Annotated in this window: 26 protein-coding genes; 10 read left to right on the forward strand and 16 right to left on the reverse strand. The window is 67.5% G+C overall.

Annotated elements, in window-relative coordinates; genetic code table 11:
• Position 1: 1 nt before the first annotated feature.
• The gene (locus tag DFR49_RS14055; RefSeq protein ID WP_211325883.1) at positions 2 to 1,102 is read right to left on the reverse strand and encodes an alpha/beta hydrolase; all 1,101 of its coding nucleotides are present in this window, start codon (positions 1,100 to 1,102) and stop codon (positions 2 to 4) included.
• Between the two features lie 256 nt (positions 1,103 to 1,358).
• Here DFR49_RS14055 and DFR49_RS14060 point away from each other — a divergent pair, with 256 nt between their 5' ends.
• Complete coding sequence (locus tag DFR49_RS14060; protein ID WP_119036246.1) at positions 1,359 to 3,155, forward strand: aminopeptidase P family protein; 1,797 nt, start codon at positions 1,359 to 1,361, stop codon at positions 3,153 to 3,155.
• Positions 3,156 to 3,268: 113 nt separating this feature from the next.
• On the opposite strand, the gene DFR49_RS14065 is transcribed toward DFR49_RS14060, so the two are convergent.
• Positions 3,269 to 4,801, reverse strand: coding sequence for a peptide chain release factor 3 (locus DFR49_RS14065; protein ID WP_119036247.1), 1,533 nt, complete (start codon positions 4,799 to 4,801; stop codon positions 3,269 to 3,271).
• Between the two features lie 100 nt (positions 4,802 to 4,901).
• Between DFR49_RS14065 and DFR49_RS14070 the strand changes: the two genes are divergently transcribed.
• Positions 4,902 to 5,993, forward strand: a complete 1,092-nt coding sequence (locus tag DFR49_RS14070) for an alpha/beta fold hydrolase (protein ID WP_119036248.1) — start codon at positions 4,902 to 4,904, stop codon at positions 5,991 to 5,993.
• Here DFR49_RS14070 and DFR49_RS14075 read toward each other — a convergent pair whose 3' ends face one another.
• The gene (locus tag DFR49_RS14075; protein ID WP_119036249.1) at positions 5,994 to 6,869 is read right to left on the reverse strand and encodes an aldose 1-epimerase family protein; all 876 of its coding nucleotides are present in this window, start codon (positions 6,867 to 6,869) and stop codon (positions 5,994 to 5,996) included.
• The gene (locus tag DFR49_RS14080) at positions 6,866 to 7,612 is read right to left on the reverse strand and encodes an SDR family NAD(P)-dependent oxidoreductase (RefSeq protein WP_119036250.1); all 747 of its coding nucleotides are present in this window, start codon (positions 7,610 to 7,612) and stop codon (positions 6,866 to 6,868) included. Before DFR49_RS14080 ends, DFR49_RS14075 begins: the two co-directional genes overlap by 4 nt.
• Here DFR49_RS14080 and DFR49_RS14085 point away from each other — a divergent pair.
• Positions 7,611 to 8,033, forward strand: a complete 423-nt coding sequence (locus tag DFR49_RS14085; RefSeq protein WP_342768473.1) for a GIY-YIG nuclease family protein — start codon at positions 7,611 to 7,613, stop codon at positions 8,031 to 8,033. The two genes, DFR49_RS14080 and DFR49_RS14085, sit on opposite strands and share 2 nt — an antisense overlap.
• A gap of 48 nt (positions 8,034 to 8,081) precedes the next feature.
• Here the strand turns inward: DFR49_RS14085 and pheT are convergent, their stop codons facing one another.
• The 6 genes from pheT to purE all read right to left on the reverse strand — a co-directional run bounded on the left by pheT (position 8,082) and on the right by purE (position 14,172).
• Positions 8,082 to 10,454 (reverse strand): phenylalanine--tRNA ligase subunit beta, encoded by a 2,373-nt coding sequence (gene pheT / locus DFR49_RS14090; protein ID WP_119036252.1) that lies wholly within the window; start codon positions 10,452 to 10,454, stop codon positions 8,082 to 8,084.
• Entirely contained in the window at positions 10,451 to 11,527 is a 1,077-nt protein-coding gene (pheS, locus tag DFR49_RS14095; protein ID WP_119036253.1) for a phenylalanine--tRNA ligase subunit alpha, read from the reverse strand. The genes pheT and pheS overlap by 4 nt, the downstream gene beginning before the upstream one ends.
• A 201-nt stretch (positions 11,528 to 11,728) precedes the next feature.
• Positions 11,729 to 12,094 carry a 50S ribosomal protein L20 gene (gene rplT, locus DFR49_RS14100; protein WP_119036254.1) on the reverse strand — a complete coding sequence of 122 codons (366 nt, stop codon included), beginning with the start codon at positions 12,092 to 12,094 and terminating at the stop codon, positions 11,729 to 11,731.
• Between the two features lie 14 nt (positions 12,095 to 12,108).
• Entirely contained in the window at positions 12,109 to 12,312 is a 204-nt protein-coding gene (rpmI, locus tag DFR49_RS14105; protein WP_119036255.1) for a 50S ribosomal protein L35, read from the reverse strand.
• Between the two features lie 313 nt (positions 12,313 to 12,625).
• On the reverse strand, positions 12,626 to 13,690 hold the full coding sequence (locus DFR49_RS14110; RefSeq protein ID WP_119036256.1) for a 5-(carboxyamino)imidazole ribonucleotide synthase: 1,065 nt from the start codon (positions 13,688 to 13,690) through the stop codon (positions 12,626 to 12,628).
• A complete protein-coding gene (gene purE, locus DFR49_RS14115; protein WP_119036446.1) occupies positions 13,687 to 14,172 on the reverse strand; it encodes a 5-(carboxyamino)imidazole ribonucleotide mutase in 486 nt (161 codons plus the stop codon). Before purE ends, DFR49_RS14110 begins: the two co-directional genes overlap by 4 nt.
• A 131-nt stretch (positions 14,173 to 14,303) precedes the next feature.
• On the opposite strand from purE, the gene DFR49_RS14120 reads away from it, so the two are divergent.
• On the forward strand, positions 14,304 to 14,699 hold the full coding sequence (locus tag DFR49_RS14120) for a (R)-mandelonitrile lyase (protein ID WP_119036257.1): 396 nt from the start codon (positions 14,304 to 14,306) through the stop codon (positions 14,697 to 14,699).
• Positions 14,700 to 14,706: 7 nt separating this feature from the next.
• On the opposite strand, the gene gpmA is transcribed toward DFR49_RS14120, so the two are convergent.
• Genes gpmA through DFR49_RS14140 form a run of 4 tightly spaced genes read right to left on the reverse strand, consistent with a single transcriptional unit; the run spans position 14,707 to position 17,565 of the window.
• Positions 14,707 to 15,393 (reverse strand): 2,3-diphosphoglycerate-dependent phosphoglycerate mutase, encoded by a 687-nt coding sequence (gene gpmA, locus DFR49_RS14125; RefSeq protein WP_119036258.1) that lies wholly within the window; start codon positions 15,391 to 15,393, stop codon positions 14,707 to 14,709.
• Positions 15,375 to 15,854 (reverse strand): GNAT family N-acetyltransferase, encoded by a 480-nt coding sequence (locus DFR49_RS14130; RefSeq protein WP_119036259.1) that lies wholly within the window; start codon positions 15,852 to 15,854, stop codon positions 15,375 to 15,377. The genes gpmA and DFR49_RS14130 overlap by 19 nt, the downstream gene beginning before the upstream one ends.
• Positions 15,854 to 16,966: a M14 family metallopeptidase gene (locus tag DFR49_RS14135; RefSeq protein WP_119036260.1), complete on the reverse strand. Its 1,113-nt coding sequence runs from the start codon at positions 16,964 to 16,966 to the stop codon at positions 15,854 to 15,856. The genes DFR49_RS14130 and DFR49_RS14135 overlap by 1 nt, the downstream gene beginning before the upstream one ends.
• Positions 16,963 to 17,565, reverse strand: a complete 603-nt coding sequence (locus DFR49_RS14140; RefSeq protein WP_245968508.1) for a DUF4136 domain-containing protein — start codon at positions 17,563 to 17,565, stop codon at positions 16,963 to 16,965. Before DFR49_RS14140 ends, DFR49_RS14135 begins: the two co-directional genes overlap by 4 nt.
• Before the next feature lie 196 nt (positions 17,566 to 17,761).
• On the opposite strand from DFR49_RS14140, the gene ykgO reads away from it, so the two are divergent.
• Positions 17,762 to 17,887: a type B 50S ribosomal protein L36 gene (ykgO, locus tag DFR49_RS14145; RefSeq protein ID WP_003046794.1), complete on the forward strand. Its 126-nt coding sequence runs from the start codon at positions 17,762 to 17,764 to the stop codon at positions 17,885 to 17,887.
• Position 17,888: 1 nt separating this feature from the next.
• On the forward strand, positions 17,889 to 18,509 hold the full coding sequence (locus tag DFR49_RS14150; RefSeq protein WP_245968510.1) for an HAD-IA family hydrolase: 621 nt from the start codon (positions 17,889 to 17,891) through the stop codon (positions 18,507 to 18,509).
• A 158-nt stretch (positions 18,510 to 18,667) separates the two neighbouring features.
• On the opposite strand, the gene pyk is transcribed toward DFR49_RS14150, so the two are convergent.
• Positions 18,668 to 20,125 (reverse strand): pyruvate kinase, encoded by a 1,458-nt coding sequence (gene pyk, locus DFR49_RS14155; protein ID WP_119036263.1) that lies wholly within the window; start codon positions 20,123 to 20,125, stop codon positions 18,668 to 18,670.
• 127 nt (positions 20,126 to 20,252) lie between these two features.
• On the opposite strand from pyk, the gene DFR49_RS14160 reads away from it, so the two are divergent.
• The 4 genes from DFR49_RS14160 (at position 20,253) to ruvC (ending at position 22,404) form a co-directional block, all read left to right on the forward strand.
• Positions 20,253 to 20,636: a DUF1244 domain-containing protein gene (locus DFR49_RS14160; RefSeq protein WP_119036264.1), complete on the forward strand. Its 384-nt coding sequence runs from the start codon at positions 20,253 to 20,255 to the stop codon at positions 20,634 to 20,636.
• Between the two features lie 139 nt (positions 20,637 to 20,775).
• Positions 20,776 to 21,018, forward strand: a complete 243-nt coding sequence (locus tag DFR49_RS14165; RefSeq protein WP_119036265.1) for a DUF2312 domain-containing protein — start codon at positions 20,776 to 20,778, stop codon at positions 21,016 to 21,018.
• 128 nt (positions 21,019 to 21,146) lie between these two features.
• Positions 21,147 to 21,887, forward strand: coding sequence for a YebC/PmpR family DNA-binding transcriptional regulator (locus tag DFR49_RS14170; RefSeq protein WP_119036266.1), 741 nt, complete (start codon positions 21,147 to 21,149; stop codon positions 21,885 to 21,887).
• Positions 21,888 to 21,915: 28 nt separating this feature from the next.
• Positions 21,916 to 22,404 (forward strand): crossover junction endodeoxyribonuclease RuvC, encoded by a 489-nt coding sequence (ruvC, locus tag DFR49_RS14175; RefSeq protein WP_119036267.1) that lies wholly within the window; start codon positions 21,916 to 21,918, stop codon positions 22,402 to 22,404.
• Positions 22,405 to 22,487: 83 nt separating this feature from the next.
• On the opposite strand, the gene DFR49_RS21740 is transcribed toward ruvC, so the two are convergent.
• Positions 22,488 to 23,696: a hypothetical protein gene (locus DFR49_RS21740; RefSeq protein ID WP_147373701.1), complete on the reverse strand. Its 1,209-nt coding sequence runs from the start codon at positions 23,694 to 23,696 to the stop codon at positions 22,488 to 22,490.
• Positions 23,697 to 23,946 lie beyond the last annotated feature (250 nt).

Here is a 23,946-nt window from a genome sequence, read left to right on the forward strand (position 1 = left end):
GCTACTTGCGCAGATGCTTCGCGAAGAAGCGCGTGACCACGTCGTACACCTGCTTCGATTCGGGCAGGTCGGGGTCCATGTGGAACGCGTGTGGTAGCCCCTCCCACACATGCAGTTCGGCATCGACGCCTTGCGCCACCAGCCGCGAATGCGTGTAGACGGTCGAGCTCAGCGCGAAATCGCGCGTCGCGGTGACGAGCAGCGTCGGTGGAAACTTAGCGAGCAGCGCGAGCGACCGCGCCGGAAAGACCAAAGGATCGTCGGCCGAGGTGCCGCTGAAATAGGGGTTTACCGCCATCGTGCTCGCCGATGTATCGTAGACCATCCGCGACGAATCGCCCTCGGTCCAATAAACCCCGCCTTCGCATAGCATCGCGATCGCGCCGGGCAGCGGCAGCTTCTTGTCGATCAGCCACGCCACGCTCTGCGCGGTGAGCAGCCCGCCCGCCGAACAGCCGTAAATGCCGATATTGCGCGGATCATATTGCTTGATCAGCTCACGATACACCGCCGCGACATCTTCGCTCGCGGCGGGGAAGGTGAAATCGGGGCCTTGCCGGTAATCGACGCTGATCACCTTGATCCGCCCGATCGCCGCGATCGGCATCGATTCCATCCGGCTCAGCGTTCGCGCGCCGCCGATGAACGCGCCGCCATGCACGTTGATCAGCACGCGCCGCCGGTTCTCGGGCGCCACGCCGCCGCGCGGCTCGACCACCTCGGTCCGGACGCCGCCGATCACCCGATCCTCGATCGAGACGTCGAACAGCGTCTGCAACCGCCGGTACGCGTTCGACACGTAGAAGGCCTGCGCCTCGCATTCGCGGATGGCGGGGATCTGGTCGTTGGGGGCGCCGGCCATCGACGGGCACGATCGCGGCTGGCTCTGCTCGCGCGGCGGGTTGCGCTGCTCGGCGAGGTGGCGCCGCGTCTCCGCGCTCAGCAATGTCGATTCGGGGATCGCGATCGCGGGGACATGCACCGTCCCTTGCGCATCCACCGTCTGCGCGGCGGCAGGGGTGATCAGGGCGAACAACGTGGCGGCGGCCAGCATGATGTGGCGCCCGATCCGGCGTGTCGGCGTATTTCCTCGATGGCGCATCGGTGTCCTCCCCACAGGCGCTATAGCAGCAATGGTTCCATACAAGAAATACTATTTCGTGTATGAGACATGGTGGCAGGGCGCGATCGGATGCTTCGGATCGGTGCAGCCTGTCCTGCCCGCTGGAAATCTGCCACAAGGTCCGCATCAGTTGTGCCCGTCGCGCGCCCGTGTCCGGGGTGGCGAGCGGGCGCCGCGCCAGAGCGTCGACCTGGTCGACCTGGGGCGCTCGCCAACACCAGTTCGAGGAACCCGAATGTCCACTTATACGGCCCGGCTCGAGGCCCTTCGCGATCAATTGAAGCGCCAGTCGCTCGATGGCTTCGTGGTGCCGCTCACCGATGAACATATGAGCGAATATGTTGGTGCCTATGCGCAGCGGCTGGCGTGGCTCACCGGCTTCGAAGGCTCGGCGGGCAGCGCGGTGGTGATGCCTGAACAGGCCGCGATCTTCACCGATGGGCGCTATACGCTCCAGGTGCGCCAGCAGGTCGACGGCAATCACTGGCAATATGTTCCCGTGCCCGATGTCACCATCGCCGATTGGCTGGCGGAGCACGCCGCGGAAGGTGCGCGCGTGGGCTATGATCCGTGGCTGCACACGCGCCAATGGGTCGAGGAGGCCACGCAAGCGCTCGCCGAAAGCGGGGCGACGCTGGTGGCGGTCGAGAGCAACCCGATCGATGCCGTCTGGGCCGATCGCCCCCGGCCGTCGGAGGCCAGACTCGCGGTTCAACCCGATGACGCCGCGGGCAAATCCTCGGCGCAGAAGCGGCAGGAGATCGCAGACTGGCTCGCCGCGAAGAAGGCCGACGCGGTCGTGCTCTCCGCGCTCGATTCGATCGCCTGGGCGCTCAACGTGCGCGGCGGCGACGTCGCTCATACCCCGGTCGCGCTTGCCTATGCGATCGTCTCGGCCGACGGCACCGCCGATCTCTATGTCGCACCCGACAAGCTGACCGATGCCGTGCGCCAACACCTCGGCAACGCGGTGCGCCTCCATGATCGCACCGCCTTCGCACCCGCGCTGGCCGGGTTCGCGGGCAAGCGGATCGCCGCCGATCCCGACAATGCCGTCGCCGCGATCTTCGACGCGCTCGATGCCGGCGGGGCGACCGTGCTGCCCTTGCGCGATCCGGTCGTGCTCGCCAAGGCGATCAAGAACGCGGCCGAGATTGCCGGCCACCGCGCCGCGAGCGTCCGCGACGGCGCCGCGCTCAGCCGCTTCCTGCGCTGGGTCGAGGAGACCGCGCCCAAAGGCGGGCTCACCGAACTCGATTGCGTCGCCAAGCTGCTCGAATTCCGTCAGGCGACCGGCGTTCTCAAGGACACCTCATTCGACACGATCTCGGCGACCGGCGCGCACGGCGCGAGCCCGCATTACCATTCGACGCCCGAATCGAATGCCGAACTCAAGCCCGGTGAATTGTATCTGGTCGATTCGGGCGGCCAATATGAAGACGGCACCACCGACGTCACCCGCGTCGTGCCCGTGGGTGAGCCGACGCACGAGATGAAGGACCGCTTCACCCGCGTCCTCAAGGGCAACATCGCGCTCGATACCGTGCGCTTCCCGCGCGGCACCAACGGCGGCCAGCTTGATAGCTTCGCGCGGCGGCCGCTTTGGGAAGCCGGGCTCGATTATGCGCACGGCACCGGCCACGGTGTCGGCGCGTACCTCTCGGTCCACGAAGGCCCGGCGCGGATCGCCAAGCCCAATTATCCCGGCGGCGGTCCCTCGGTCCCGCTCGAACCCGGCATGATCCTCTCGAACGAGCCCGGCTATTACAAGGCGGGCGAATACGGCATCCGCATCGAGACGCTGGTGCTGGTGGTCGAACGCGCAATATCAGGCGGCGACAGCCCGATGCTGGGTTTCGAAACGCTCACCTTCGTGCCGATCGAGCGGTCGCTGATCCTGCCCGACCTGCTCACCCCTGAGGAACTGGCCTGGCTCAACGCCTACCACGCCAAGGTGCTCGAAAAGATCGGCCCCGAACTCGACGCCGACGATCGCGCCTGGCTGGCCGCCAAATGCGCGCCGATCGGGTAGAGCCTTTCGTCATGCCGGACTTGTTCCGGCATCCAACTCTCCACGAGCGTTAACGCTTGAGGCACGTTGGACCCCGGAACAAGTCCGGGGTGACGGGGTATCGATGGGAAAGCTTAACGCTCGCGCGTCGCCGCGAATCGCACCTTGGGATAGCGATCCGCGACATAGCCGACTTCCCACGCGGTCTTGGCCATGAACACGGGGTTGCCGTCGCGATCCCTGGCCATCGCCGCGCGGTTCAAATCGGCGAACGCCTTGAGGTCGGCGGGATCGTCCGCCGATACCCAGCGCGCGGTCTCGAACGGCGCCATTTCCAGCCCGGCGGCGACCTTGTATTCAGCCTCGAGCCGGCTCAGCAGCACATCGAGCTGGAGCTGCCCCACCACGCCGATCACCCAGTTGGCGCCGATCTCGGGATAGAAGACCTGCGTCACGCCTTCCTCGGCCATGTCGTCGAGCGCCTTGCGCAACTGCTTGGTCTTGGTCGGGTCTTTCAGCACCACGCGGCGCAGGATTTCGGGGGCGAAATTGGGCAGCCCGGTAAAACGCACCGCCGCTTTCTCGCTCAGCGTATCGCCCACCCGCAGCGTCCCGTGGTTGGGAATGCCGATGATGTCGCCCGGAAACGCCTCGTCGGCCAGCTCGCGGTTCTGCGCGAAGAACAGGATCGGCGAATGCACCGCGATCGGCTTGCCGTGCCCCGTCGGCGTCAGCTTCATGCCGCGCCTGAAGGTGCCCGAACACAGCCGCATGAACGCGATTCTGTCGCGATGCTGCGGGTCCATGTTCGCCTGCACCTTGAACACGAACCCCGTCACTTCGCTGCCCTCCGGCGATACCGGCGCGGGCTCGGCCGGCTGCGATCGCGGCCCCGGTGCATAGGCCGCCAGCGCGTCGATCAGCTCGGCGACGCCGAAATCCTTGAGCGCCGACCCGAAATAGACCGGCGTCAGGTCGCCGTGCCGGTACGCGCCCTCGTCGAACGCGGCATAGCCCGCCCGCGCCAGTTCGATCTCGTCGCGCGCCGCCTCGGGCAGCGCGGGGGCCGCCTCGATCTTGCCGTGGAATTCGCGGCTCGGCCCCTCGGGCCGCGCGGCGCGATCGTGCGCGATGTCGTACACGCCTTCGAAGGTGCCGCCCATACCCACCGGCCAGCTCATCGGCGCGACATCCAACGCCAGCACGTCGGCGATCTCGTCGAGCAGCTCGAACGGCGCGCGTCCTTCGCGGTCGACCTTGTTGACGAAGGTGATGATCGGCACGCTGCGCAGCCGGCATACCTCGAACAGCTTGCGCGTCTGCGCCTCGATCCCGCGCGCCGCGTCGATCACCATCACCGCCGAATCGACTGCGGTCAGCGTGCGGTACGTATCCTCCGAAAAATCCTCGTGCCCCGGCGTGTCGAGCAGGTTGAAGGTGATCCCGTCCTTCTCGAATGTCATCACCGACGATGTCACCGAGATGCCGCGCTGCTGCTCGATCTTCATCCAGTCGGAACGCGCGCGCCGGTTCGCCCCGCGCGCCTTGACCTCGCCGGCAAGATGGATCGCGCCGCCCGCGACGAGCAGCTTTTCGGTGAGTGTGGTCTTGCCGGCATCGGGGTGCGAGATGATCGCAAAGGTGCGGCGATCGGAAATCCTGGTCATCGGGCGCGCTCTAGCGGGGCCGCGCCGATGCGTCGAGACGCCGCCTTGCTTTCGATGCGCTGACTGTATTACCAATGCAATACAGCTTGGAGAGGAAAGAATGCGCTTGACGGTTCTGCTGTTCGCCATCGCCGTCGCCCTGCCGGCGCAAGCGCAGAGCGACCGACACAAAGCCGATGCCTATGCGCAGGGTCGCGAGATCATCGCCGACATCGACAAGATCGTGACGCCCGACGGCATTCAGGAAACTTTTACGGCGACGCTCGGCGGTGCGCCCCAGGTCATCAACGTGCGCGGCGCGGATCGCGACAATCCTCTCCTGCTTTTCATACATGGCGGTCCCGGCTCGGTCGAAATGCCGATCGCCTGGAGCTTTCAGCGCCCGTGGGAAGACTATTTCGCCGTCGTTCAATGGGACCAGCGCGGCGCCGGGCGTTCGTATCGCCTCATCGATCCGGAAAAGCTCGCGCCGACGCTCTCCGTCGATCGCTATCGCGACGACGCGATCGCGTTGATCGAGCTGCTGCGCCGGAAATACGGCAAGCGCAAGGTGGTTCTGGTCGGGCATAGCTGGGGCTCGGCGATCGGGCTGGCCGTGGCTGCCAAGCGGCCGGATCTGATTTCGGCCTATGTCGGGATCGGGCAGCTCATCGATGTGCGAGAGAACGAACGGTTGGGCTTCGCCTGGACGCTTGCGCGCGCCAAAGCCGATGACAACCAGGAAGCGGTTGCAGAACTCGAGGGCATTCGTCCCTATCCCGGTCCGGGCGCGCTGGACGTGAAGAAGCTGCAAATCGAACGCAAATGGTCGATCCGCTACGGCGCGCTCGCCGCGTATCGCGAGGATGCCGCCTTTTATTTCAACGCCGCGGCGCTTTCGCCGGAATACGCGCCGGCGGACATCGAAGCGATCGACGATGGAAGCGAGTTGGCGTTTCGCGCCCTGTTTCCGCAGTTGGTCGATCTGTCGTTTCTGGGGCTGACGCGGGTCGACGTGCCGGTGTTTCTCTTCCTTGGGCGCCACGATCATACCTGCGATTCCGCGCTTGCCGCGCGCTGGCTGGGAAAGCTCGATTCGCCGGAAAAGAAGATCGTCTGGTTCGAGCATTCGGCCCATCTGCCGATGCTCGAACAGCCCGGGCGCGTCCTTACCGCCCTCGTCGACGATGTCCGTCCGCTCGCGACGCCCTGATCAGGTCGACAGCGCGATGCTCATGCGCAGTCGCTTGTCCTCGCCCGGTGCGACCACGAACGCGCCGGGTTTGTCGCGAAGCTCGCCCGCAAAGCCTTCGAGATCGGCTAGCCCATGCCACGGCTCGATGCACACGAAGCGCGCGCCGGGCTTGGTCCACACGCCGAGCCGCGGCGTATCGGGAAAGCCCATCTCGATCGCTGCCCCCTCGGCCGGGCCATAGCGAACCTTGTCCGAATGGACGGGGTCCCACACCAACGCATCGTCGGTGAACAGCGCATCGTCGAGGTGAAGCGAGCGGCCGTCGAGCGGGCTGTCGCGGCGCTCGGGCGCGATCAGTCCGTCGGGTGCGATCCGCAGCAGCCGCTCGGGCTCGTCGGCGTCGAAGGTGATAATGTGCTCGTCGCGCGCCGCGCCGAACGGCAGTGGCCAGGCGAGCGCCGGGTGGAAGCCGAACTGCGCGGGCATCGGCCGCTCGCCGCGATTGGTGATCCGCGCTTCCACCGTCAGCCTCGTGCGGTACAGGGCGAAGTCGATGTCGAGCCGGAAAGCGAACGGATAGTGTTGTCGCGTCGCCTCGCTGTCGGCGAGCCGGAACACCGCGCGATCGCGCTCGTGCCGCACCACGTCGAACGTGGAATGCCGCGCGAAACCGTGCTTGGGCATTGGATGCGCGGTGCCGTCCACCCGGATCACGCCGCCATTGGTCACCCCGATCACCGGGAACAGGATCGGCGCCGTGTGCGACCAGAAGGCGGGGTCGGCGTCGCTCATCAGCTCGCGGCGCCCGGTGTCGCGCAGGTGCGTCAGCTCGGCGCCGAACGGGTTGATCGCCGCGAGCAACCCGTCGCTCGCGATCTCGACGAGATCGGTCACTGGGCGCGTGCCACCTGAAAGCCCGCGAACGACTGGCTCACCGGCATCAGTTCGAGCGTGTTGATGTTGAGATGCGGCGGCAGCGTGGCGACCCACAGCATCGTGTTCGCGATGTCCGCACCCGTCATCGGGTTTGCGCCGCCATAGAGCGCGTCCGACGCCTGCTGGTTGCCGCCGGTGCGCACCACGGTGAATTCGGTTTCGACCATCCCCGGTTCGATCGAAGTGACGCGCACGCCCGTGCCGGCGAGATCGGATCGGATCGCGAGGCTGAACTGGCGCACGAACGCCTTGGTGCCGGCATAGACGTTACCGCCCGTATAGGGATAGCTGCCCGCGACCGACGCCAGGTTGATGATCGCCCCCTTGCGCGCGATCAACGCGGGCAGCAGCGTGCGCGTGATCGAGACGAGCGCGGTGACATTGGTGTCGATCATCGTCTTCCACTGATCGAGGCTGGCCTCCTGCGCCGGGACCGTCCCGAGCGCGAGCCCGGCATTGTTGATCAGCAGATCGATATCGCGAAACCCCTCGGGCAAGGCAGCAAGCGCGGCATCGCGCGCGCCCTCGTCGCGGATGTCGAACGCCGCGCCGTGGAAGGCGGCCCCCAACTCACCCGCCAGCGCGTCGAGCCGCGCGCGCCGCCGCCCGGTGCCGATCACCCGCCATCCCGCGCCCACGAAGGCCCGCGCCGCCGCCTCGCCGATCCCCGCGGTCACGCCGGTGATGAGAGCTGTGCGCATGGATGGTCCTTTCGTCTTCGAGTGGCGTGCTTTAGCGCCTGCGGGGTCGCAGTCCAACCGTCACCCCGGCCTTGTGCCGGGGTCCGCCTGGATGCAGGCTCGTCGCGTGACGATAGAGCGAACCCCGTGCGTCTACATTCTCGCGCGAAGCTATCACGGCACGCTCTATACTGGCGTGACCTCCAACCTCATCGGCAGAATCATTCAGCATCGTGAGGGCTCATTCGAAGGCTTCACCAAGCGTTACGCCATCCGCAGGCTGGTCCATTACGAGGTCGCGGAAACGATGGAAGTGGCGATCCATCGCGAAAAGCAGATCAAGCGCTGGCCCCGCGAATACAAATACAATCTGATCGAGCGCCTCAATCCGACGTGGAACGACCTCGCGGTGGGCTTGGGCTTGCCGCCCTTGCCAACGTGAATGTGGCGCGGCGGAGGACCCCGGCACAAGGCCGGGGTGACGTAATCCTCAACCCCTGAGAACCGCCCCCACCTTCCCCGCCGCCGCGACCACCTTGTCGGCGATGCCCTTGATCTCGGCATCGGTGAAGCTCTTCTCGGCCGGCTGCAACGTCACCTCGACCGCCATCGAGCGCACGCCGTCGCGCTCGAACAGGTCGAATAGCCGCGTCGCGACGATCGCCTGCTTGTCGGCGCCCTTGATCGCGCGCACCAGCGTGTCGGCGCTGAGATCGGCCGCGACGGTGAACGCGAAGTCGCGCGTCACCGCCTGCAACGCGGGCGGCGCATAGGCCGGGCGCATGAAGCCGGTGGAACGCTTGCCCGGAATCGCATCGAGATACAGCTCGACCGCCGCCACCGGCCCGTCGAGGTCGAACGCCTTGAGCGTCGCCGGATGCACCATCCCGAACGCCGCAAGCACCGTCTTGGGGCCAAGCCGAAGCGTTCCCGATTGCCCCGGATGCCATGCCGTGCCCGCGTCGCCGAACACCTGCACATTGTCCACCGGCGCGCCCGCCGCGGCGAGCAGCGCCAGCGCCTCGGCCTTGGCGTCGAACGCATCGAAGCCTTGCGCCTTGCCGGTCGCCCAATGCCGCGCCCGGCGATTCCCGGCGAGCACCACGCCCAGGCTCGGCCGCTCGGCATCGGCCAGGTAGCGCCGCCCGATCTCGAACAGCCGCACGGCTTGCGCCCCGCGCTTCAGGTTACGCTCGGCCGCCGCGAGCAAGCCCGGCAGCAGCGAGGGCCGCATCACTTTCAGATCCTCGCTGATCGGATTGGCCAGCGTCCACGCGCCGCCACCGAACGGCGCGGCTTCGCTTTCGGCGAGGAAACTCCACGTCACCGCCTCGTCGAGCCCACGCGCGGCGGCCGCGCGGCGTGCCCGGCGTTCGAGCTTCTGCTCGGGCGTCGCGGTCGGCCGGGCAACGCCCGGTGTGCGGTCGAGCGGCACCGGCGCCACCTTGTCGATGCCCTCGATACGGATCACCTCCTCGACCAGATCGGCGGCGCCATCCACGTCACGGCGCCAGCTCGGCACCGCCACGGTCCAGTCGCTATCGACCGTGAAGCCGAGGCTTTCGAGAATCGCCTGCTGGCGATCGGCCGGAATCGCGAGTCCGCCCAGCGTCTCGCTGCGCACCGGATCGTAGTGGATCGTCCGTGCTTGCGTCGGCGGCGTGCCCGCGCGCGTGACGCCGCTTGGCCGACCGCCGCAATGGTCGAGCACGAGCTGCGTTGCAATCGCCAGCCCGTCGTCGAGAAAGGCGGGATCGACCCCGCGTTCGAAGCGTGCCCGCGCATCGCTGGTCAGCCCCAGCTTCTGCCCGGTGCGCGCGACGTGATCGGGGTCGAAATAAGCGCATTCGATCAGCACGTCGGTGGTGCTGTCGGTCACGCCCGATTCCTCGCCGCCCATGACACCGCCGATGTCGTGCGCCTGCGTATCGTCGGCGATGACGGTCATCCCTGCGTCGAGCGTATAGGTCTTGCCGTTGAGTGCGAGCACGGTCTCGCCCGCGGTCGCGGCCCGCGCCACCAGCGCGCCCTTGATCGTCGCGCGATCATAGACGTGGAGCGGCCGCCCCAGGTCGATCATCACGAAATTCGTGATGTCGACCAGCACCGAGATCGGCTTCTGCCCGATCGCGTTGAGCCGCCGCGCCATCCATTCCGGAGCGGCGCCGTTGCGCACCCCCGACACCGCCTGCGCGTAGAAAGCGGGGCAGCCTTGCGGGTCGTCGGTGCGCACGTCGGGGCCGGGGCCTTCGCCCTCAACCGGCGCGATCGCGTCGCGGCGATAGACCTCGGCCAGCGGCCTGAGCGTCCCCAGCCCGGCCGCCGCAAGGTCGCGCGCGATGCCGCGCACGCCCATGCAATCCTGCCGATTGGGGGTGATCGACACGTCGATGACGGGATCGTTCAGCCCGGCATAATCCGGGTAAGCGGCGCCGACGGGGGCGTCCGCGGGCAATTCGATAATGCCCTCATGCCCCTCGCCGATCTCCAGCTCGCGCGCCGAACACATCATCCCGTTCGAGGTGACCCCGCGGATCGCCGCGACCTTCAGTTCGAACCCGCCGCCCGGCACGAACGCGCCCGGAGGCCCGAACACGCCGATCAAACCGCTACGCGCATTGGGCGCGCCGCACACGACCTGCAGCGGGCCGTCGCCTGCATCGATCGACAGCACCTGCAATTTGTCGGCATCGGGGTGCGGCGCCGCGCTCAACACCCTGGCGACCTTGAACGCGGCCAGTTTCTCGCCCGGATTGTCGACACCCTCGACTTCCAGCCCGACGCGCGTCAGCGCCTCGACGATCGCGTCGAGCGTGGCGTCGGTGTCGAGATGCTCCTTGAGCCAGGAAAGCGTGAACTTCATGCGCCGACTCCCCCCGACAGTGTCGGCACGTCGAGCGTCGAGAAGCCGTAATGTTTGAGCCAGCGCAAATCGCCGTCGAAAAACGCACGCAAGTCATCCATCCCGTATTTGAGCATCGCCAGCCGATCGATCCCGCACCCGAATGCAAAGCCTTGCCATTCGTCGGGATCGAGCCCGCACGCGGCGATCACCTTGGGGTGGACCATCCCCGAGCCGAGCACTTCCATCCAACCATCACTGCCGCCGATGACGCGCTTGCCCTTCTGAATCGAGAAGCCGACATCGACTTCGGCCGACGGCTCGGTGAAGGGGAAATAGCTCGGCCGCAGCCTCAGCACGATATCGTCGCGCTCGAAGAATGCCTTGAGGAAGGTCTCGAGCGTCCATTTGAGGTGCCCCAGCGTGATCCCCTTGTCGATCACCAGCCCTTCGACCTGATGGAACATCGGCGTGTGGGTGGCATCCGAATCGGAGCGATAGGTGCGCCCCGGCGCGATGATCCGGATCGGCGGCTTCTGCGCCATCATCGTGCGGATCTGCACGGGCGACGTATGCGTGCGCAGCAGCATCTTCCCCGCGCCGTCGTCGCCGTCGGGGAAATAGAAGGTGTCGTGCATCGCCCGTGCGGGATGGCTTTCGGGGATGTTGAGCGCGGTGAAATTGTGCCAGTCGTCCTCGATCTCCGGCCCGGTCGCGACTGCGAAGCCAAGATCGGCGAAGATTTCGGCCAACTCATCCATCACCTGGCTCACCGGATGCACCGTGCCGCTCAGCGGCGCGTCGGCCGGCAGCGTCATGTCGAGCGTCTCGGCGACGAGCTTCGCGTCGAGCGCGGCGCGTTCGAGCGCGTCCTTGCGCGTCGCGATCGCCCGCGTCACCGCCTCGCGCAACGCGTGGATGCGCGGGCCCTCGGCCTGCCGCTCGTCTGGGCTCATCTTGCCCAGTGACTTGAGCAGCGCGGTGATGCTGCCCTGCTTGCCGAGCGCCGTAACCCGCACCGCCTCGAGCGCGTCGAGATCGGCGCTTTCAATCCGGGCCAGCAAGTCGCGCTGCATCTGATCGCGTTCGCTCATTCGATCCTCATTGAAACCGGTCGCCTAAGAGCTTGTCGAAGAGCCGCTCTGCAACGGACGGGGCAGAATCGGGCGTCGATGGACTCAGGCGCGCATCGGATTGGGTACGTCGTGTGTCGTTAGCCATGCCGTGCCGAAACGAAAAGGGGCGCCGGTGATCGCCACCGACGCCCCTTGTCATTCGGGTCGCTACAGGTCGCTTCAGGCGGCCTGGGGCAGCGCCGCCTTCGCCTGCGCGACGATGGCGCTAAACGCTTCCGCCTCGTGCATCGCGATATCGGCCAGAACCTTGCGGTCGAGTTCGACGCCCGCGAGCTTGAGCCCGTGCATGAATTGCGAATAGGTGAGGCCTTCCGCGCGAACGCCGGCGTTGATCCGCTGGATCCAGAGCGCACGGAAGCTGCGCTTCTTCACCTTGCGGTCGCGATAGGCGTATTGGCCGGCCTTCTCCACCGCCTGGCGGGCGATGCGGATGGTGTTCTTGCGACGGCCGTAATAGCCCTTCGCCTGTTCCAGGATGTTCTTGTGCTTGGCGCGGGTGGTTACACCCCGTTTGACGCGTGCCATGGTCTAGTTCCTCCTCAGTCCAGCCCGTAAGGCGCCCAGGCCTTGACGGTCGCCGTATCGGCCTTCGACAGCACGCTGGTGCCGCGGTTCTGACGGATATATTTGGCGTTGTGGCTGATGAGGCGGTGGCGCTTGCCGGCCACGCCGTGCTTGATCTTGCCGGTGGCGGTGAGTTTGAAGCGCTTCTTCACACCGCTCTTGGTCTTGAGCTTGGGCATTTTCGTCTCCTTCGTTGCGCGACGATCACGAACAGCCACGGCAGCCCATACCGGCCGGGCAGTCCTTCCTTGCATCTCGCGGGAAGGCGCGCGCTTAGCCGAAGGCACCGCGCGATGCAAGCGGGGGTGAGTCTGTTTGGAAATGCGCGGGCGCGTATTTCGGCGGCACCGGCCAACACCAACAGCGCCCCTTCCGCTTGCGTCACCCCAGCGAAGGCTGGGGTCGATATCTTGAGCGGGTGGCACGTCGATCAGCCATAGACCCCAGCCTTCGCTGGGGTGACTGCTGATGGAAGCTACCTTCGACCGGGAATCACCGCATCAGCCGCGTGACGTGCCCCATCTTGCGCCCCGGCCGCACCGTCTTGCCATAGAGGTGGACGTGCGCGCCGGGCTCGGCGAGCAGGTCGGCCCAGCGATTCGCCTCGTCGCCGATCAGATTCTCCATCGTCACCCCAGGGGCGGTCAGCCCGGTATCGCCCAGCGGCAGCCCGCAGATCGCGCGAACATGGTTCTCGAATTGCGAACAGCGCGCGCCTTCGATCGTCCAATGCCCCGAATTGTGGACGCGCGGCGCCATTTCGTTGAACACCGGGCCTTGCGGCGTCGCGAAATACTCGCCCGTCAGCACCCCGACATGCCCCAGAGCCTCGGCGATTCGGCCCGTGAGCGCCGCCGCCTCGGTCCATTGCGCGGCGATCTCGGCGGGCGCGGGCAGGGTGGAGCGGTGCAGGATGCCGTTCTCATGCTCGTTGCGCGGCGGCGCGTAACTCGTCATCGCGCCGTCCTCGCGCCGCGCGAGTACAATCGAGAATTCATGGTCGAAGCGCACGAACCCTTCGAGCACCGCCGGCCCGCCGCCGATCGCCTCCCACGCCGCATCGGCATCGTCGGCCGAGGCGAGCCGCGCCTGGCCCTTGCCGTCATAGCCGAATCGCGTCGTCTTGAGGATCGCCGGGCACCCGATCTCCGCGATCGCGGCGTCGAGTTCGGCCCGGCTCGTCACCGCCGCGAACGGCGCGGTCCGGCCGCCCAGATCGCGCGCGCAATTCTTCTCGTTCATCCGGTCGCGCGAAATCTCCAGCGAGCGCTTGCCCGGCCGCACCGGCACGCTGGCCGCCAGCCGGTCGACCACGTCCAGATCGACATTCTCGAATTCGTATGTGACGACGTCGACCACGCCCGCGAACGCATCGACCGCGTCCAGATCGTCCCACGCCGCGGCGGTGAAGCTGCGCGCCACGTCGCACCCCGGCCCCGGTGACGGCGCGAAGATATGGCAGCGATAGCCGAGCTGCGCGGCGGCGACCGCGATCATCCGCCCGAGTTGCCCCGCCCCGAGAATCCCGATCGTCGATCCCGGCGGCAATGGCGTCATTCGGGGCGATCCGCGACCGATTCGGTCTGCGCCGCGCGCCACGCCGCAAGCCGCGCGCCCAGCGCTTCGTCGGCCGTCGCCAGGATCGCGGCGGCCAGCAGCGCGGCGTTGATCGCCCCCGCCTTGCCGATCGCCAGCGTGCCGACCGGAATGCCCGCGGGCATCTGCACGATCGAGAGCAGGCTATCCATCCCGTCCAATGCCTTCGACTGGACGGGCACGCCGAGCACCGGCAGCGCGGTCATCGATGCGGCCATCCCCGGCAGGTGCGCCGCCCCGCCCGCGCCCGCGATCACGACCTTGAGCCCGCGCCCTTGCGCGCTTTTTGCGTATTCATAGAGCCGATCGGGCGTGCGGTGCGCAGAGACCACCCGCGCCTCGTGCGCCACGCCCAGCGCGTCGAGCGTCTCGGCGGCATGGCGCATCGTCTCCCAGTCGGAGGTGCTGCCCATGATGATGCCGACCAGAGGTGCGTCCGCCATCGCCTCGCCCATGCTCGCGTGAGGAAAGCGCGACGGTTAGCGGCGCGCGCGGGCGAGGGCAAGCGGAGTGGCCGCGTGAAGCAAACAGCGGCCTGAAACGTTGGTCGACCAATGTGGATAGGAAATCGCCAATGGACATCACACGCAGCGGCACGCAGCCATCAAGCAAAGGGCCGGATGACTGGTTCACCGGTACAGTACGGGTCGATCCGTTGTTCTCTGCCCCGGCACCGGCGCGGGTCGCGGGTGCCCATGTCACCTTCGAGCCCGGCGCACGTACGGCATGGCACACGCACCCGCTCGGCCAGACGCTGATCGTCACCTTCGGGCGCGGCCGCGTCCAGCGCGACGGCGGCGCGATCGAGGACATCTTTCCCGGCGACGTCGTGTGGTTCGCGCCCGGTGAGAAACATTGGCACGGCGCCGCGCCCGACACGGCGATGAGCCACATCGCGATCCAGGAACAACTCGACGGGAAGGCGGTCGATTGGCTCGAACAGGTCAGCGACGCGCAATATCGCGGCTGACCGGCGCCTACCGTTCGCTCAGATAATAGCGCTCGCGCGCCGCCAGCCCCTCGTCCAGCTCGTATACGATCGGCTGCCCCGTCGGAATCTCCAGCCCGGTGATCTCGTCGTCCGAAATCCCCGACAGATGCTTCACCAGCGCACGCAGCGAATTGCCGTGGGCGGAGATCAGCACGCGCTTGCCGGCCTTCAGTTCGGGCGCGATCCGGCCTTCCCAATAGGGCAGCACGCGCGCGATCGTGTCCTTCAGGCTCTCGGTCGCGGGGATGGCGATCCCGGCATAGCGGCGATCCTGCGACAGGTCGTAGGCGCTTCCTGCCTCCAGCGGCGGCGGCGGGGTATCGAAGCTGCGGCGCCAGATATGCACTTGCTCGTCGCCGTGGCGTTCGGCCGTCTCGGCCTTGTTGAGGCCCGTCAGCCCGCCGTAATGCCGCTCGTTCAGCCGCCAGTCCTTCTCGGTCGGCAGCCAGAGGCGGCCCATCTTCTCGAGCGCGATGTTGAGCGTGCGGATCGCGCGCGTCTGCACGCTGGTAAAGGTCAGGTCGAAATCGAACCCCTTCCGGCTGAGCATCTCGCCCGCGGCTTCGGCCTCGGCGACGCCCTTGTCGGTCAGGTTGACATCCCACCAACCGGTGAAGCGGTTCTCGAGGTTCCAGGCCGATTGGCCGTGGCGGATCAGGACGAGCGTGGGCATGGAGTCTCCAGATCAAGCGTCATGAATCGGTTGTGCGCGCTCGCCGGATAGCCGCCGAACGCGGCGCAGTCCACGAAGCCCGCCGCTTCGTACATCCGGTTGGAGGGAGCGAACATCGGCGCGGTGCCGGTCTCGAGGCTCAGCCGGTGATAGCCGCGCGCGCGGGCGACCGCGATCAGATGCGTCAGCATCGCCCGCGCCACGCCGCGGCGCAGATGCGCGGGCGCGGTGCGCATCGATTTGAGTTCGCCGTGATCGGGCGCCAGTTCGTGGAGCGCGCCGATCCCGAGCAACGCCTCGCCGTCCCAGGCCGCGAAGAAGGCGATGCCGGGCGCCGCGAGCCCGGCAAGGTCGAGCGAATGCGCGTTGCGGCTCGGCGTGCTCGCGCGCGCCTCGGCGCGGTGATGCCGCACCAGCGCCGCGACGCGCGGATCGTCCAGCCCGCCCTCGCGAATCTCCATCAGAACGTATCGATCAGCCCGGCCAGCGTCTCCAGGCACGCCTGCGCGAGCTTCTTCGATCGCTCGCCCGACCAGCCGGCCTCGGGGTCGGGGTTGGCGTCATGGTCCTTGAACGGCATTTCGAGCGTCATCGATATCGCGCCGAACCGTTCGGCGAGCTGGTTGGTCGACATCGACAGATTGGCCTCGCCCGGCGCCGATTTCGGATAGCCTTTCTCGGTCTGGAAGTCGGGCGTGGCGGCCGCGAGCGCGTCGGCGAAGCGATAGAATTTATCCCCCAGCGCGTCGGTCCAAGACGGAATCCCTTCGAAGCCGGCAAGGAAATTGGCCGGGATCGCCTCGTCGCCATGCACGTCCATTGCGACGTCGACGCCGGTCTCGTCCATCGCATTGCGCACCACGAGCACCTCGGGGCTCCGCTCGGCGGAGGGCGTATGCCATTCGCGGTTGAGGTTCACGCCCGCCGCGTTGGTGCGAAGGTGGCCGCGATACGAACCATCCGGGTTCATATTGGGCACGATGTGGAAGGTGCATGTGCCGAGCAGCGCGGCCGTGGTCGCGTTGCCTGTATCGGCGAGCATTTCGAGCGCGCCTTCCATCCACCATTCGGCCATGCTCTCGCCGGGGTGCTGGCGCGCGTAGAGCCACACCTGCTTGGCGCCGGTGCCGGTGGTGAGATAGTCGATCGACCGCCCGTCGAGACTGGTCCCCAATTCGCGATGCGCGAAGCCGGGCCGCGCCGCGTAATCGGCGATCAACTGGTTGTGGCGCTCGACCGGATAGGGCGCGAAATAGGCGAACCAGACCAGCGGCGCGCCGCCCGGCCAGCGCCATTCGAGCACGCCGTTCGCGTAGGTCGTCTCCACCTGCCGCCACGTCTCGCGGTCGGTGCTCGCGCGCACCTTGTAGCCGGGCCAGCCGTCGGGATAGGCCGATCCGCCCGCATTGGTGATGCGCAATGTCGCGGCATCGCCGCCCGCGACGCGGAAATAGAACCATTGGTAGAAATCGGACTGGTGATCGTGCGCGATCTCCAGTTCGGCCGTGTCGCCGGTGATCGAAAGGACACGGATGTTGCCGCCGTCGAAGGCGCTCGTGATCTGAATGCTCATTTGACCTCGATAGTCACCCCCGACAGCCCGGGAAAGTCCTTGAACAATGCCTGTGCCATCCGTGCGGCGGCGGCGCTGGCGGTGGCATCGGGCGCATCGCTGGTCGATTCGCGTTGCGCGCGCCCTTCCCAGATCACCGTGTCGTCGGCGCGCCTTTTGATCTGTACGGACAGTTCGGAGACGATCAGCTCGCGCGTCCGGCGCTTGCCGATCGGCACGCTCAGCCCGCCGCCGACGCCGACATTGCGCCCGAACGACGCGCCGCCGAGCCCGATCGAAAAGGGCGATTTGCGCTCGATCACCCCGCGCGAGGCGCGCATGAAATTGACGATCGCGACATAGGCCGCCTCGCCGCCGGGGGGCGGCACGGTATAGCCGTTGCGCATCAGTTCGGTCTGCACCGCGGCGGCATAGGTCTTGTATTCGAGGCTTGCGGGGCCGGCGGGCGCGAACGGCTCGACGACGATCGTGCCGCGTTCGAGCGGCGCGTCGGCGCGGCCGAGGTGGAACCGCGTCACGTCGACCGGCGCCGGGCCGCTGGCGCAGGCGGAGAGCATTCCGGCCAGCGCGATTGCCATGATCGTCCCGCTCTTGTGCATTGTTCCCGCCTTTCGTCGCGCCGTCCGGTCTGTCGGCCGTGCGCTTCCTCCATACAGACTGCTGGACGTGGTATCCGGTTCCAACCCGTAACGACAGCATGCAAAATGCCGGGGCCACGCCTTGACTTGGGCTGGGCGCGACGATAGGCGAGCGCCACATTTCCAGACATCCTCATTTTGCAGAAGCGAATCGATCATGAAGATCCGCAATTCCCTCAAGTCGCTCAAGGATCGCCACCGCGACAACCGCGTGATCCGCCGTCGCGGCCGCACCTATGTCATCAACAAGACCAACCGTCGCTTCAAGGCCCGCCAGGGTTGATGTGACGCGCCCGACGGCGATTATATTCGACGTCGGCAAGGTTCTGTATGATTGGAGCCCCCGGTTCCTCTACGAGCGCCTGATCGCTGACGATCGGGCGCTCGATGCGTTCCTGCGCGATGTCGTCACGCACGAATGGCATTTCCAGCACGACGCCGGCCGGCCTTTCGCCGAGACCTCGGCTGAGCTGATCGCGCTCTTTCCCGAGCACGAATCGCTGATCGCCGCCTGGGGATCGCGCTTCGGCGAGGCGATTCCCGGCCCCATTCCCGGCATGCCCCAACTCGTCGCCGATCTCGATTCGGCCGGCGTGCCGCTTTACGCCATCACCAATTTCTCGGGCGAGTTCTGGCCGCCCTTCCGCGCACGCGAAGCCGCATTGTTCGATCGCTTCCGTGACATCGTGGTCTCCGGCGACGAGCGGTTGGTGAAGCCCGATCCCGCGATCTATGCGCTCGCGCTTCGCCGCTTCGGCGTCGTGCCGGACGAATCGGTGTTCATCGACGATAACGCCGCCAACGTCGCGGCCGCCGCCGACGCCGGCCTGATCGCGCTGCGCTTCATCGACGAACCCACGCTGCGCCGCGATCTGGAGCGGCTGGAATTGCTCCCGCGATCGTGACTGGTGCTCCCGCGAAAGCGGGAGTCCAGGAGTCACAAGCGATGCGTTCGGCGACTCCGGCCCCCCGCTTGCGCGGGGGAACAGGTGCTCGGTTCGAGTCGGGGAGCGGGCCGGCGCCGCTCCAGAAATCGCTCTTTCGCGATTTCTCGAACAGCCGTTCAGCCCTCGTGGTTCTTCAATTCGTCGCCGATGATGCGCACGACGTGGATCACATTGGTCGATCCAGGCGTCTTGAAGGGCACGCCGGCGATGATGATCACGCGGTCGCCCGCTTGGGCCATATGGTGCCGCAGCGCCATCCGCTTGGCCTTGGCGACCATATCCTCGAACGAATTGACGTCGCGCGTATGCACCGCATAGGTGCCCCACAGGATTCCGGCGCGCCGCGCGGTGTCCATCCTCGGGGTCAGCATCAGGATCGGCACCGACGGGCGCTCGCGCGCCACGCGCCGCGCGGTCGATCCCGAACTGGTGAAGCAGATGATCGCGGAGGCGGAGACGGTGCTCGCGATCGTTTTGGCGGCTTCCGACAGCGCGTCGGCGGTGGTCGGATCGGGCTTGAGCGCGGTGAAATGCACGCGGTCGCCGTGCGCGGGATCGCGCTCGACCGCATCGGCGATCGAATCCATCATCGCCACCGATTCGACGGGCCAGGCGCCCGCCGCGCTTTCGGCCGAGAGCATGATCGCGTCGGCCCCGTCATAGACCGCGGTCGCGACGTCGGAGACTTCGGCGCGCGTCGGCGAGGGTGAGGTGATCATCGATTCGAGCATCTGCGTCGCGACGACGACGGGGCGCCCCATCCGCCGCGCCACCTCGACGATCCGCTTTTGCAGCGGGGGCACGCGCTCGGGCGGCAGCTCGACGCCCAGATCGCCGCGCGCGACCATCACGCCGTCGCACATCTCGACGATCTCCTCGAGCCGGTCGATCGCGGCGGGCTTCTCGATCTTGGCGAGCAACGACGCCTTGCCCTGGATCAGCCGCCGCGCTTCGGCGAGGTCCTCGGGCCGCTGGACGAACGACAGCGCGATCCAGTCGACCCCCTGATCGATCGCGAAGGCGAGATCGCTGCGGTCCTTGTCGGTCAGCGCCGCCATCGGCACGACGACATCGGGCACGTTGAGGCCCTTGTTGTTGCTGAGCGCGCCGCCGACCTCGACCCGCGTCACGATCCGCGCATCGTCATGCTCGATCACGCGCAGCACCAGCTTGCCGTCGTCGAGCAGCAGCCGCGCAGCCGGTTCGATCGCCTCGAAGATTTCGCGATGCGGCAGCTCGACGCGGGTGGCGTCGCCCGGCGTCGAATCGCGGTCGAGCACGAAGATCGTCCCCGTCTCGAGCATCGCGCGCCCGCCGTCGAACCGGCCCACGCGCAGCTTCGGCCCTTGCAGGTCGGCGAGGATCGTGCTCGGCCGCCCGAGTTTCTTCTCCAGCCCGCGGATCGCCTCGATCACGGCGACCTTCGATTGCTGGTCGCCGTGGCTCATGTTGACGCGGAACGCGTCGGCGCCCGCGAGGAACAGCTTCTCGATCATCTCGGGGGTGCTGCTCGCAGGGCCGAGCGTTGCGAGCACGCGCACCTTGCGCGTCCGGGGGCTGGGAGCCTTGGTCATGTAAATTCCTGCGGGTTGTGCGCTCGTCGCTCTAGGACCGGGGCCGGCAAACGGCAATGACCGTTGCGGTTTGCGGGGCCGGGCCCGCATCCCTATCTCGAAGCCATCTACCGCTGGAGAGCAGAACATGGCGAGCCTCGAAGAAATCGACGACCGGGTGGCAGCCGCGGCCTTTCGACGCCTGGTCAGGCACCTGCGTCAGCGCGCCGACGCGCAGAATGTGGATTTGATGGGGCTGGCGGGTTTCTGCCGCAACTGCCTTGCCGATTGGGTCCGGCAGGCGAGCGCCGAGACCGATCGTCCGCTCGATGCGGACGAAGCCCGCACCGCGATCTACGGCATGTCCTATGCGGTGTGGAAGGCCGCGCACCAGAAGGACGCGACGCCCGAACAGCTTGCGCGGATGCAGGAAAGCATGGCGAAGAACCGTCTCGAGCACGATCTCGACGACGCGCTCGACGACAGTTTCCCGGCCAGCGACCCGCCCTCGATGACCCAGCCCGGCGGCTGATCCGCCCGGTTGCGGGAATCGGGCGGGCGTTCTAGACGCGCTGGCTCGCGCCGGCGCCCTGCCGGCGCCTTTTCCATTTTTGCAGCAGCGCCCGCCGGGCGCCGGCGGAGGATTCATGACGGACGAGCGTAGCGAAGGAATGGGGGGCGGCCGCGTCGCCGCCGACGAACTGCGGCTGCTGATCGAGCGCGCCGAGCGGCTCGAAGAAGAAAAGAAGGGCATCAGCGACGACATCAAGGACGTGATGGCCGAAGCCAAAGCCCGCGGCTACGACGCCAAGGCGATCAAGAAGATCATGGCGATCCGCAAGAAGAAGAAAGAGGAATATCAGGAGGAGGAGGCGATCCTCGAAACCTATATGCACGCGCTGGGGATGCTGTAACCGGGCGGCGGATATTGTTGAATCGCGTCTTCGTCGATATCCTCGCGCGATAGCCGCGGCCTGAGCCCAGCCCAAGGTTGAGGCAGAGGCGCCGCGGTCGGAGCAACCACCTTAGTTGAAAGGCGCCGATGGCAGGCCATTCCAAATTCAAGAACATCATGTACCGCAAGGGTGCGCAGGACAAGAAGCGCTCGGCGCTCTTTTCCAAGCTCAGCCGCGAAATTACCGTCGCGGCGAAGATGGGCACCCCCGATCCGGACATGAACCCGCGCCTGCGCGCGGCGGTGGGCGCCGCCAAGGCGCAGTCGATGCCCAAGGATAATATCCAGCGCGCGATCGACAAGGCATCGAAAGGCGACGGCGAGAATTACGAGGAAATCCGCTACGAAGGCTTCGGCCCCGGCGGCGTCTCGCTGATCATCGAGGCGCTGACCGACAATCGCAACCGCACCGTCACCAACGTACGCACCGCGGTATCGAAGAACGGCGGCAATCTCGGCGCGCCGGGCTCGGTCAGCCACGGCTTCGACCGGATGGGTCTCGTCACCTATCCGGCGAGCGCGGGCGACGCCGACACGGTGTTCGAGGCCGCGCTCGAGGCCGGCGCGGAGGATGTCGCGTCGGAAGACGACCACGAAATCTGGACCGCGCAGGACACGCTGCACGAGGTCGCCCGCGCGCTCGAACCGGTGCTCGGCGAGCCCGAAAGCGCCAAGCTGGCGTGGCGCCCGCAGACCACGGTCGATCTCGGCGAAGGTGAGGCTGCGACGCTGCTCAAGCTGCTCGACGCGCTCGACGACGATGACGACGTCCAGACCGTCTGGGGCAATTACGAGATTTCCGACGCGGTAATGGAGAAGCTCGGCTGATGGCATACCGCCCCGGCACGGGGAGGATATGATCATCCTCGGCCTCGATCCCGGGCTCGGCACCACCGGCTGGGGGCTGATCCGCGCCGAGGGCAACCGGCTGTCGCATCTCGCCAACGGTCGTCTCAAAACCGATAGCGCCGCGCCTTTGCCGCGCCGGCTCGCGCATCTCGATGCGATGCTGGGCGCGCTGATCGTCGATCACGCGCCCGATGCGGCGGCGGTCGAGGAGGTGTTCGTCAACGCCAATCCCCAATCGACGCTGAAGCTCGGCCAGGCGCGCGGCGTGGCGCTGTGCGCGGCGGCGCGCGCCGGGCTCGAGGTCGGCGAATATGCCGCGCGGCTGGTCAAGAAGGCGGTGGTCGGCGTCGGTGGCGCCGAAAAGGCGCAGGTCCACGCGATGGTCGCGCGGCTGCTGCCGGGCGTGACGATCGACGGCGCCGACGCGGCGGACGCGCTCGCCGTCGCGATCTGCCACGCCCACCACATCGCGAGCCGTCGCGCCGGGCTGGGATAGTTCGTGATCCACTCGCGTGGAGAGCGGCCCGACGCGCTGTCACGCCACCAGCGCCGGCACCGCGCTCGCCGAGCCGATCAGCCCTAACGCGTCACCGCGATCGCATGAGCGTGCTCGCCGACGCCGTCGTACATGCGCGGCGGCGCGTCGAGCCAGAAGGGCTGCATCTTCGCGGCGCCCGGCTGGGCGATGCCGACGACATGGCTGGTCGCCGTCTGCCCGTCGCCGCCGTCCCAATGATAAACCGCGTTGATCGCGACCAGCGGCACGAACATCGGCCGCCCCTGGACGGTGACGACGTTGACCGCTTCCTTGGGCAGCAGCGCGATCGCGCGCATCGTCTTCGCCTCGCCGGGGGCAAGGTCGAAGGCGGTGACGATCGGGGCGTCGACGGGTGCGTCGAGATAGTCGCGCAGTTCGGTATCGTGATGCTCGCCGGCGGTGAAAAGCTGCAACGCGATCCGCACGCCTTGCGCCTCGGCTGCGCCCCGGTTGCGCACCACCAGTTCGTAATCGACCGCGGCGCTCAGCACGTTCATCCCCGCGCGCCGGGGGGTGAAGGCAAGGTCGAGCCGCGGCCGCGCGCCGGGTTCGGTCGGCGGGGACGGCCGCGGCGGCGCGACCGGTACCGGTTCGATCGCCGCCTCGTCGGCATCGGCCTCGCCGCCGCGCCGCGCCAGCCATAGCCAGACGAGCCCGGCCGTCGCCGCGATCGCCAGTAGCGCCAGCACGAGCAAGAGCCGGGAGCGGCCGTTTGCGTCATCGGCCGCGCCCGCCGTCGGCTGAGGGGCGGCAGGCGCGGAGGCCGGGGCGGGGATGGATGTCGGGGACGGGGCGATGGCCGGCGCCGCGCTCGGGGTCGCCTCGGCCTGCGGTTCGGTCGTGGGCGCGGCGGCCGGTGTCGGCGTCGATGCTGGAGTCGCGGTCGCCCGCGGCGGCGGTTCGCGGTTCGCGGGTCGCGCCGCGCCTGGTGTCGGCGTCGGCAACGGCTGGATCATCAGCGGCGGCGGCGTGGCGGGTCGTTGGGCCGGTGTCGCGCGCGATGCCGGTGGGGGTGTCGGTGTGGGAATCGGGCTGGCGCGCGGCGTCGGTACGGGCGTCGGCGCGCTCTGCGGCAGGCGCAGCCGGTCGTTCGACGGCGGCAGGCTGAAATTCTCAAGGCCGGGGATGGTCTGCGGCAGCGTGGCCTCGGGCGGCTGGTCCTGCGCGGCGCTGTCCTGCGCGCGCGCCGAGGCGCCGGCGAACGCCAGCGCGGCAAGGCTTGTCGTCGTGAGCAGTCGGTACGAGATCATCGCATCCCCGGTTGGGCAGCGGTTAGCCGCGTCAAGCTGAATGCTTGCCAACCATTTGGCGCCGATGGCAACGCCTGCGCCGAGGCGGGGCGACCGCGCGGCGAATCGTGGACGCCGGTGTGGCGCAATTGACACGCTCGGGCCGCGCTCCTATATCGCAGCCCGTCACGGTCCCCGGGAAATGATGTGCCGTCGCGCAGCGCATCGGGCGAATGGGGGGCCGCGGTTTCATACGACGCTTGAAAGCTGC

This window comes from Hephaestia caeni (assembly GCF_003550065.1).
In the GTDB taxonomy this organism is placed as follows: Bacteria; Pseudomonadota; Alphaproteobacteria; order Sphingomonadales; family Sphingomonadaceae; genus Sphingomonas; species Sphingomonas caeni_A.

What these genes read in the sequence shown, in the direction of transcription:
- DFR49_RS14055 (WP_211325883.1), bottom strand. Translation starts at nt 1,102, where the DNA reads ATGCGCCATCGAGGAAATACGCCGACACGCCGGATCGGGCGCCACATC.
- rplT (WP_119036254.1), bottom strand. Translation starts at nt 12,094, where the DNA reads ATGGCACGCGTCAAACGGGGTGTAACCACCCGCGCCAAGCACAAGAAC.
- DFR49_RS14170 (WP_119036266.1), top strand. Translation starts at nt 21,147, where the DNA reads ATGGCAGGCCATTCCAAATTCAAGAACATCATGTACCGCAAGGGTGCG.
- pheT (WP_119036252.1), bottom strand. Translation starts at nt 10,454, where the DNA reads ATGAAGTTCACGCTTTCCTGGCTCAAGGAGCATCTCGACACCGACGCC.
- DFR49_RS14065 (WP_119036247.1), bottom strand. Translation starts at nt 4,801, where the DNA reads ATGACCAGGATTTCCGATCGCCGCACCTTTGCGATCATCTCGCACCCC.
- DFR49_RS14140 (WP_245968508.1), bottom strand. Translation starts at nt 17,565, where the DNA reads ATGCACAAGAGCGGGACGATCATGGCAATCGCGCTGGCCGGAATGCTC.
- DFR49_RS14085 (WP_342768473.1), top strand. Translation starts at nt 7,611, where the DNA reads ATGGATGGTCCTTTCGTCTTCGAGTGGCGTGCTTTAGCGCCTGCGGGG.
- gpmA (WP_119036258.1), bottom strand. Translation starts at nt 15,393, where the DNA reads ATGCCCACGCTCGTCCTGATCCGCCACGGCCAATCGGCCTGGAACCTC.
- DFR49_RS14080 (WP_119036250.1), bottom strand. Translation starts at nt 7,612, where the DNA reads ATGCGCACAGCTCTCATCACCGGCGTGACCGCGGGGATCGGCGAGGCG.
- DFR49_RS14070 (WP_119036248.1), top strand. Translation starts at nt 4,902, where the DNA reads ATGCGCTTGACGGTTCTGCTGTTCGCCATCGCCGTCGCCCTGCCGGCG.
- DFR49_RS14165 (WP_119036265.1), top strand. Translation starts at nt 20,776, where the DNA reads ATGGGGGGCGGCCGCGTCGCCGCCGACGAACTGCGGCTGCTGATCGAG.
- DFR49_RS14110 (WP_119036256.1), bottom strand. Translation starts at nt 13,690, where the DNA reads ATGACGCCATTGCCGCCGGGATCGACGATCGGGATTCTCGGGGCGGGG.
- DFR49_RS14130 (WP_119036259.1), bottom strand. Translation starts at nt 15,854, where the DNA reads ATGGAGATTCGCGAGGGCGGGCTGGACGATCCGCGCGTCGCGGCGCTG.
- pyk (WP_119036263.1), bottom strand. Translation starts at nt 20,125, where the DNA reads ATGACCAAGGCTCCCAGCCCCCGGACGCGCAAGGTGCGCGTGCTCGCA.
- ruvC (WP_119036267.1), top strand. Translation starts at nt 21,916, where the DNA reads ATGATCATCCTCGGCCTCGATCCCGGGCTCGGCACCACCGGCTGGGGG.
- ykgO (WP_003046794.1), top strand. Translation starts at nt 17,762, where the DNA reads ATGAAGATCCGCAATTCCCTCAAGTCGCTCAAGGATCGCCACCGCGAC.
- DFR49_RS14120 (WP_119036257.1), top strand. Translation starts at nt 14,304, where the DNA reads ATGGACATCACACGCAGCGGCACGCAGCCATCAAGCAAAGGGCCGGAT.
- DFR49_RS14060 (WP_119036246.1), top strand. Translation starts at nt 1,359, where the DNA reads ATGTCCACTTATACGGCCCGGCTCGAGGCCCTTCGCGATCAATTGAAG.
- purE (WP_119036446.1), bottom strand. Translation starts at nt 14,172, where the DNA reads ATGGCGGACGCACCTCTGGTCGGCATCATCATGGGCAGCACCTCCGAC.
- DFR49_RS14160 (WP_119036264.1), top strand. Translation starts at nt 20,253, where the DNA reads ATGGCGAGCCTCGAAGAAATCGACGACCGGGTGGCAGCCGCGGCCTTT.
- DFR49_RS21740 (WP_147373701.1), bottom strand. Translation starts at nt 23,696, where the DNA reads ATGATCTCGTACCGACTGCTCACGACGACAAGCCTTGCCGCGCTGGCG.
- DFR49_RS14135 (WP_119036260.1), bottom strand. Translation starts at nt 16,966, where the DNA reads ATGAGCATTCAGATCACGAGCGCCTTCGACGGCGGCAACATCCGTGTC.
- rpmI (WP_119036255.1), bottom strand. Translation starts at nt 12,312, where the DNA reads ATGCCCAAGCTCAAGACCAAGAGCGGTGTGAAGAAGCGCTTCAAACTC.
- pheS (WP_119036253.1), bottom strand. Translation starts at nt 11,527, where the DNA reads ATGAGCGAACGCGATCAGATGCAGCGCGACTTGCTGGCCCGGATTGAA.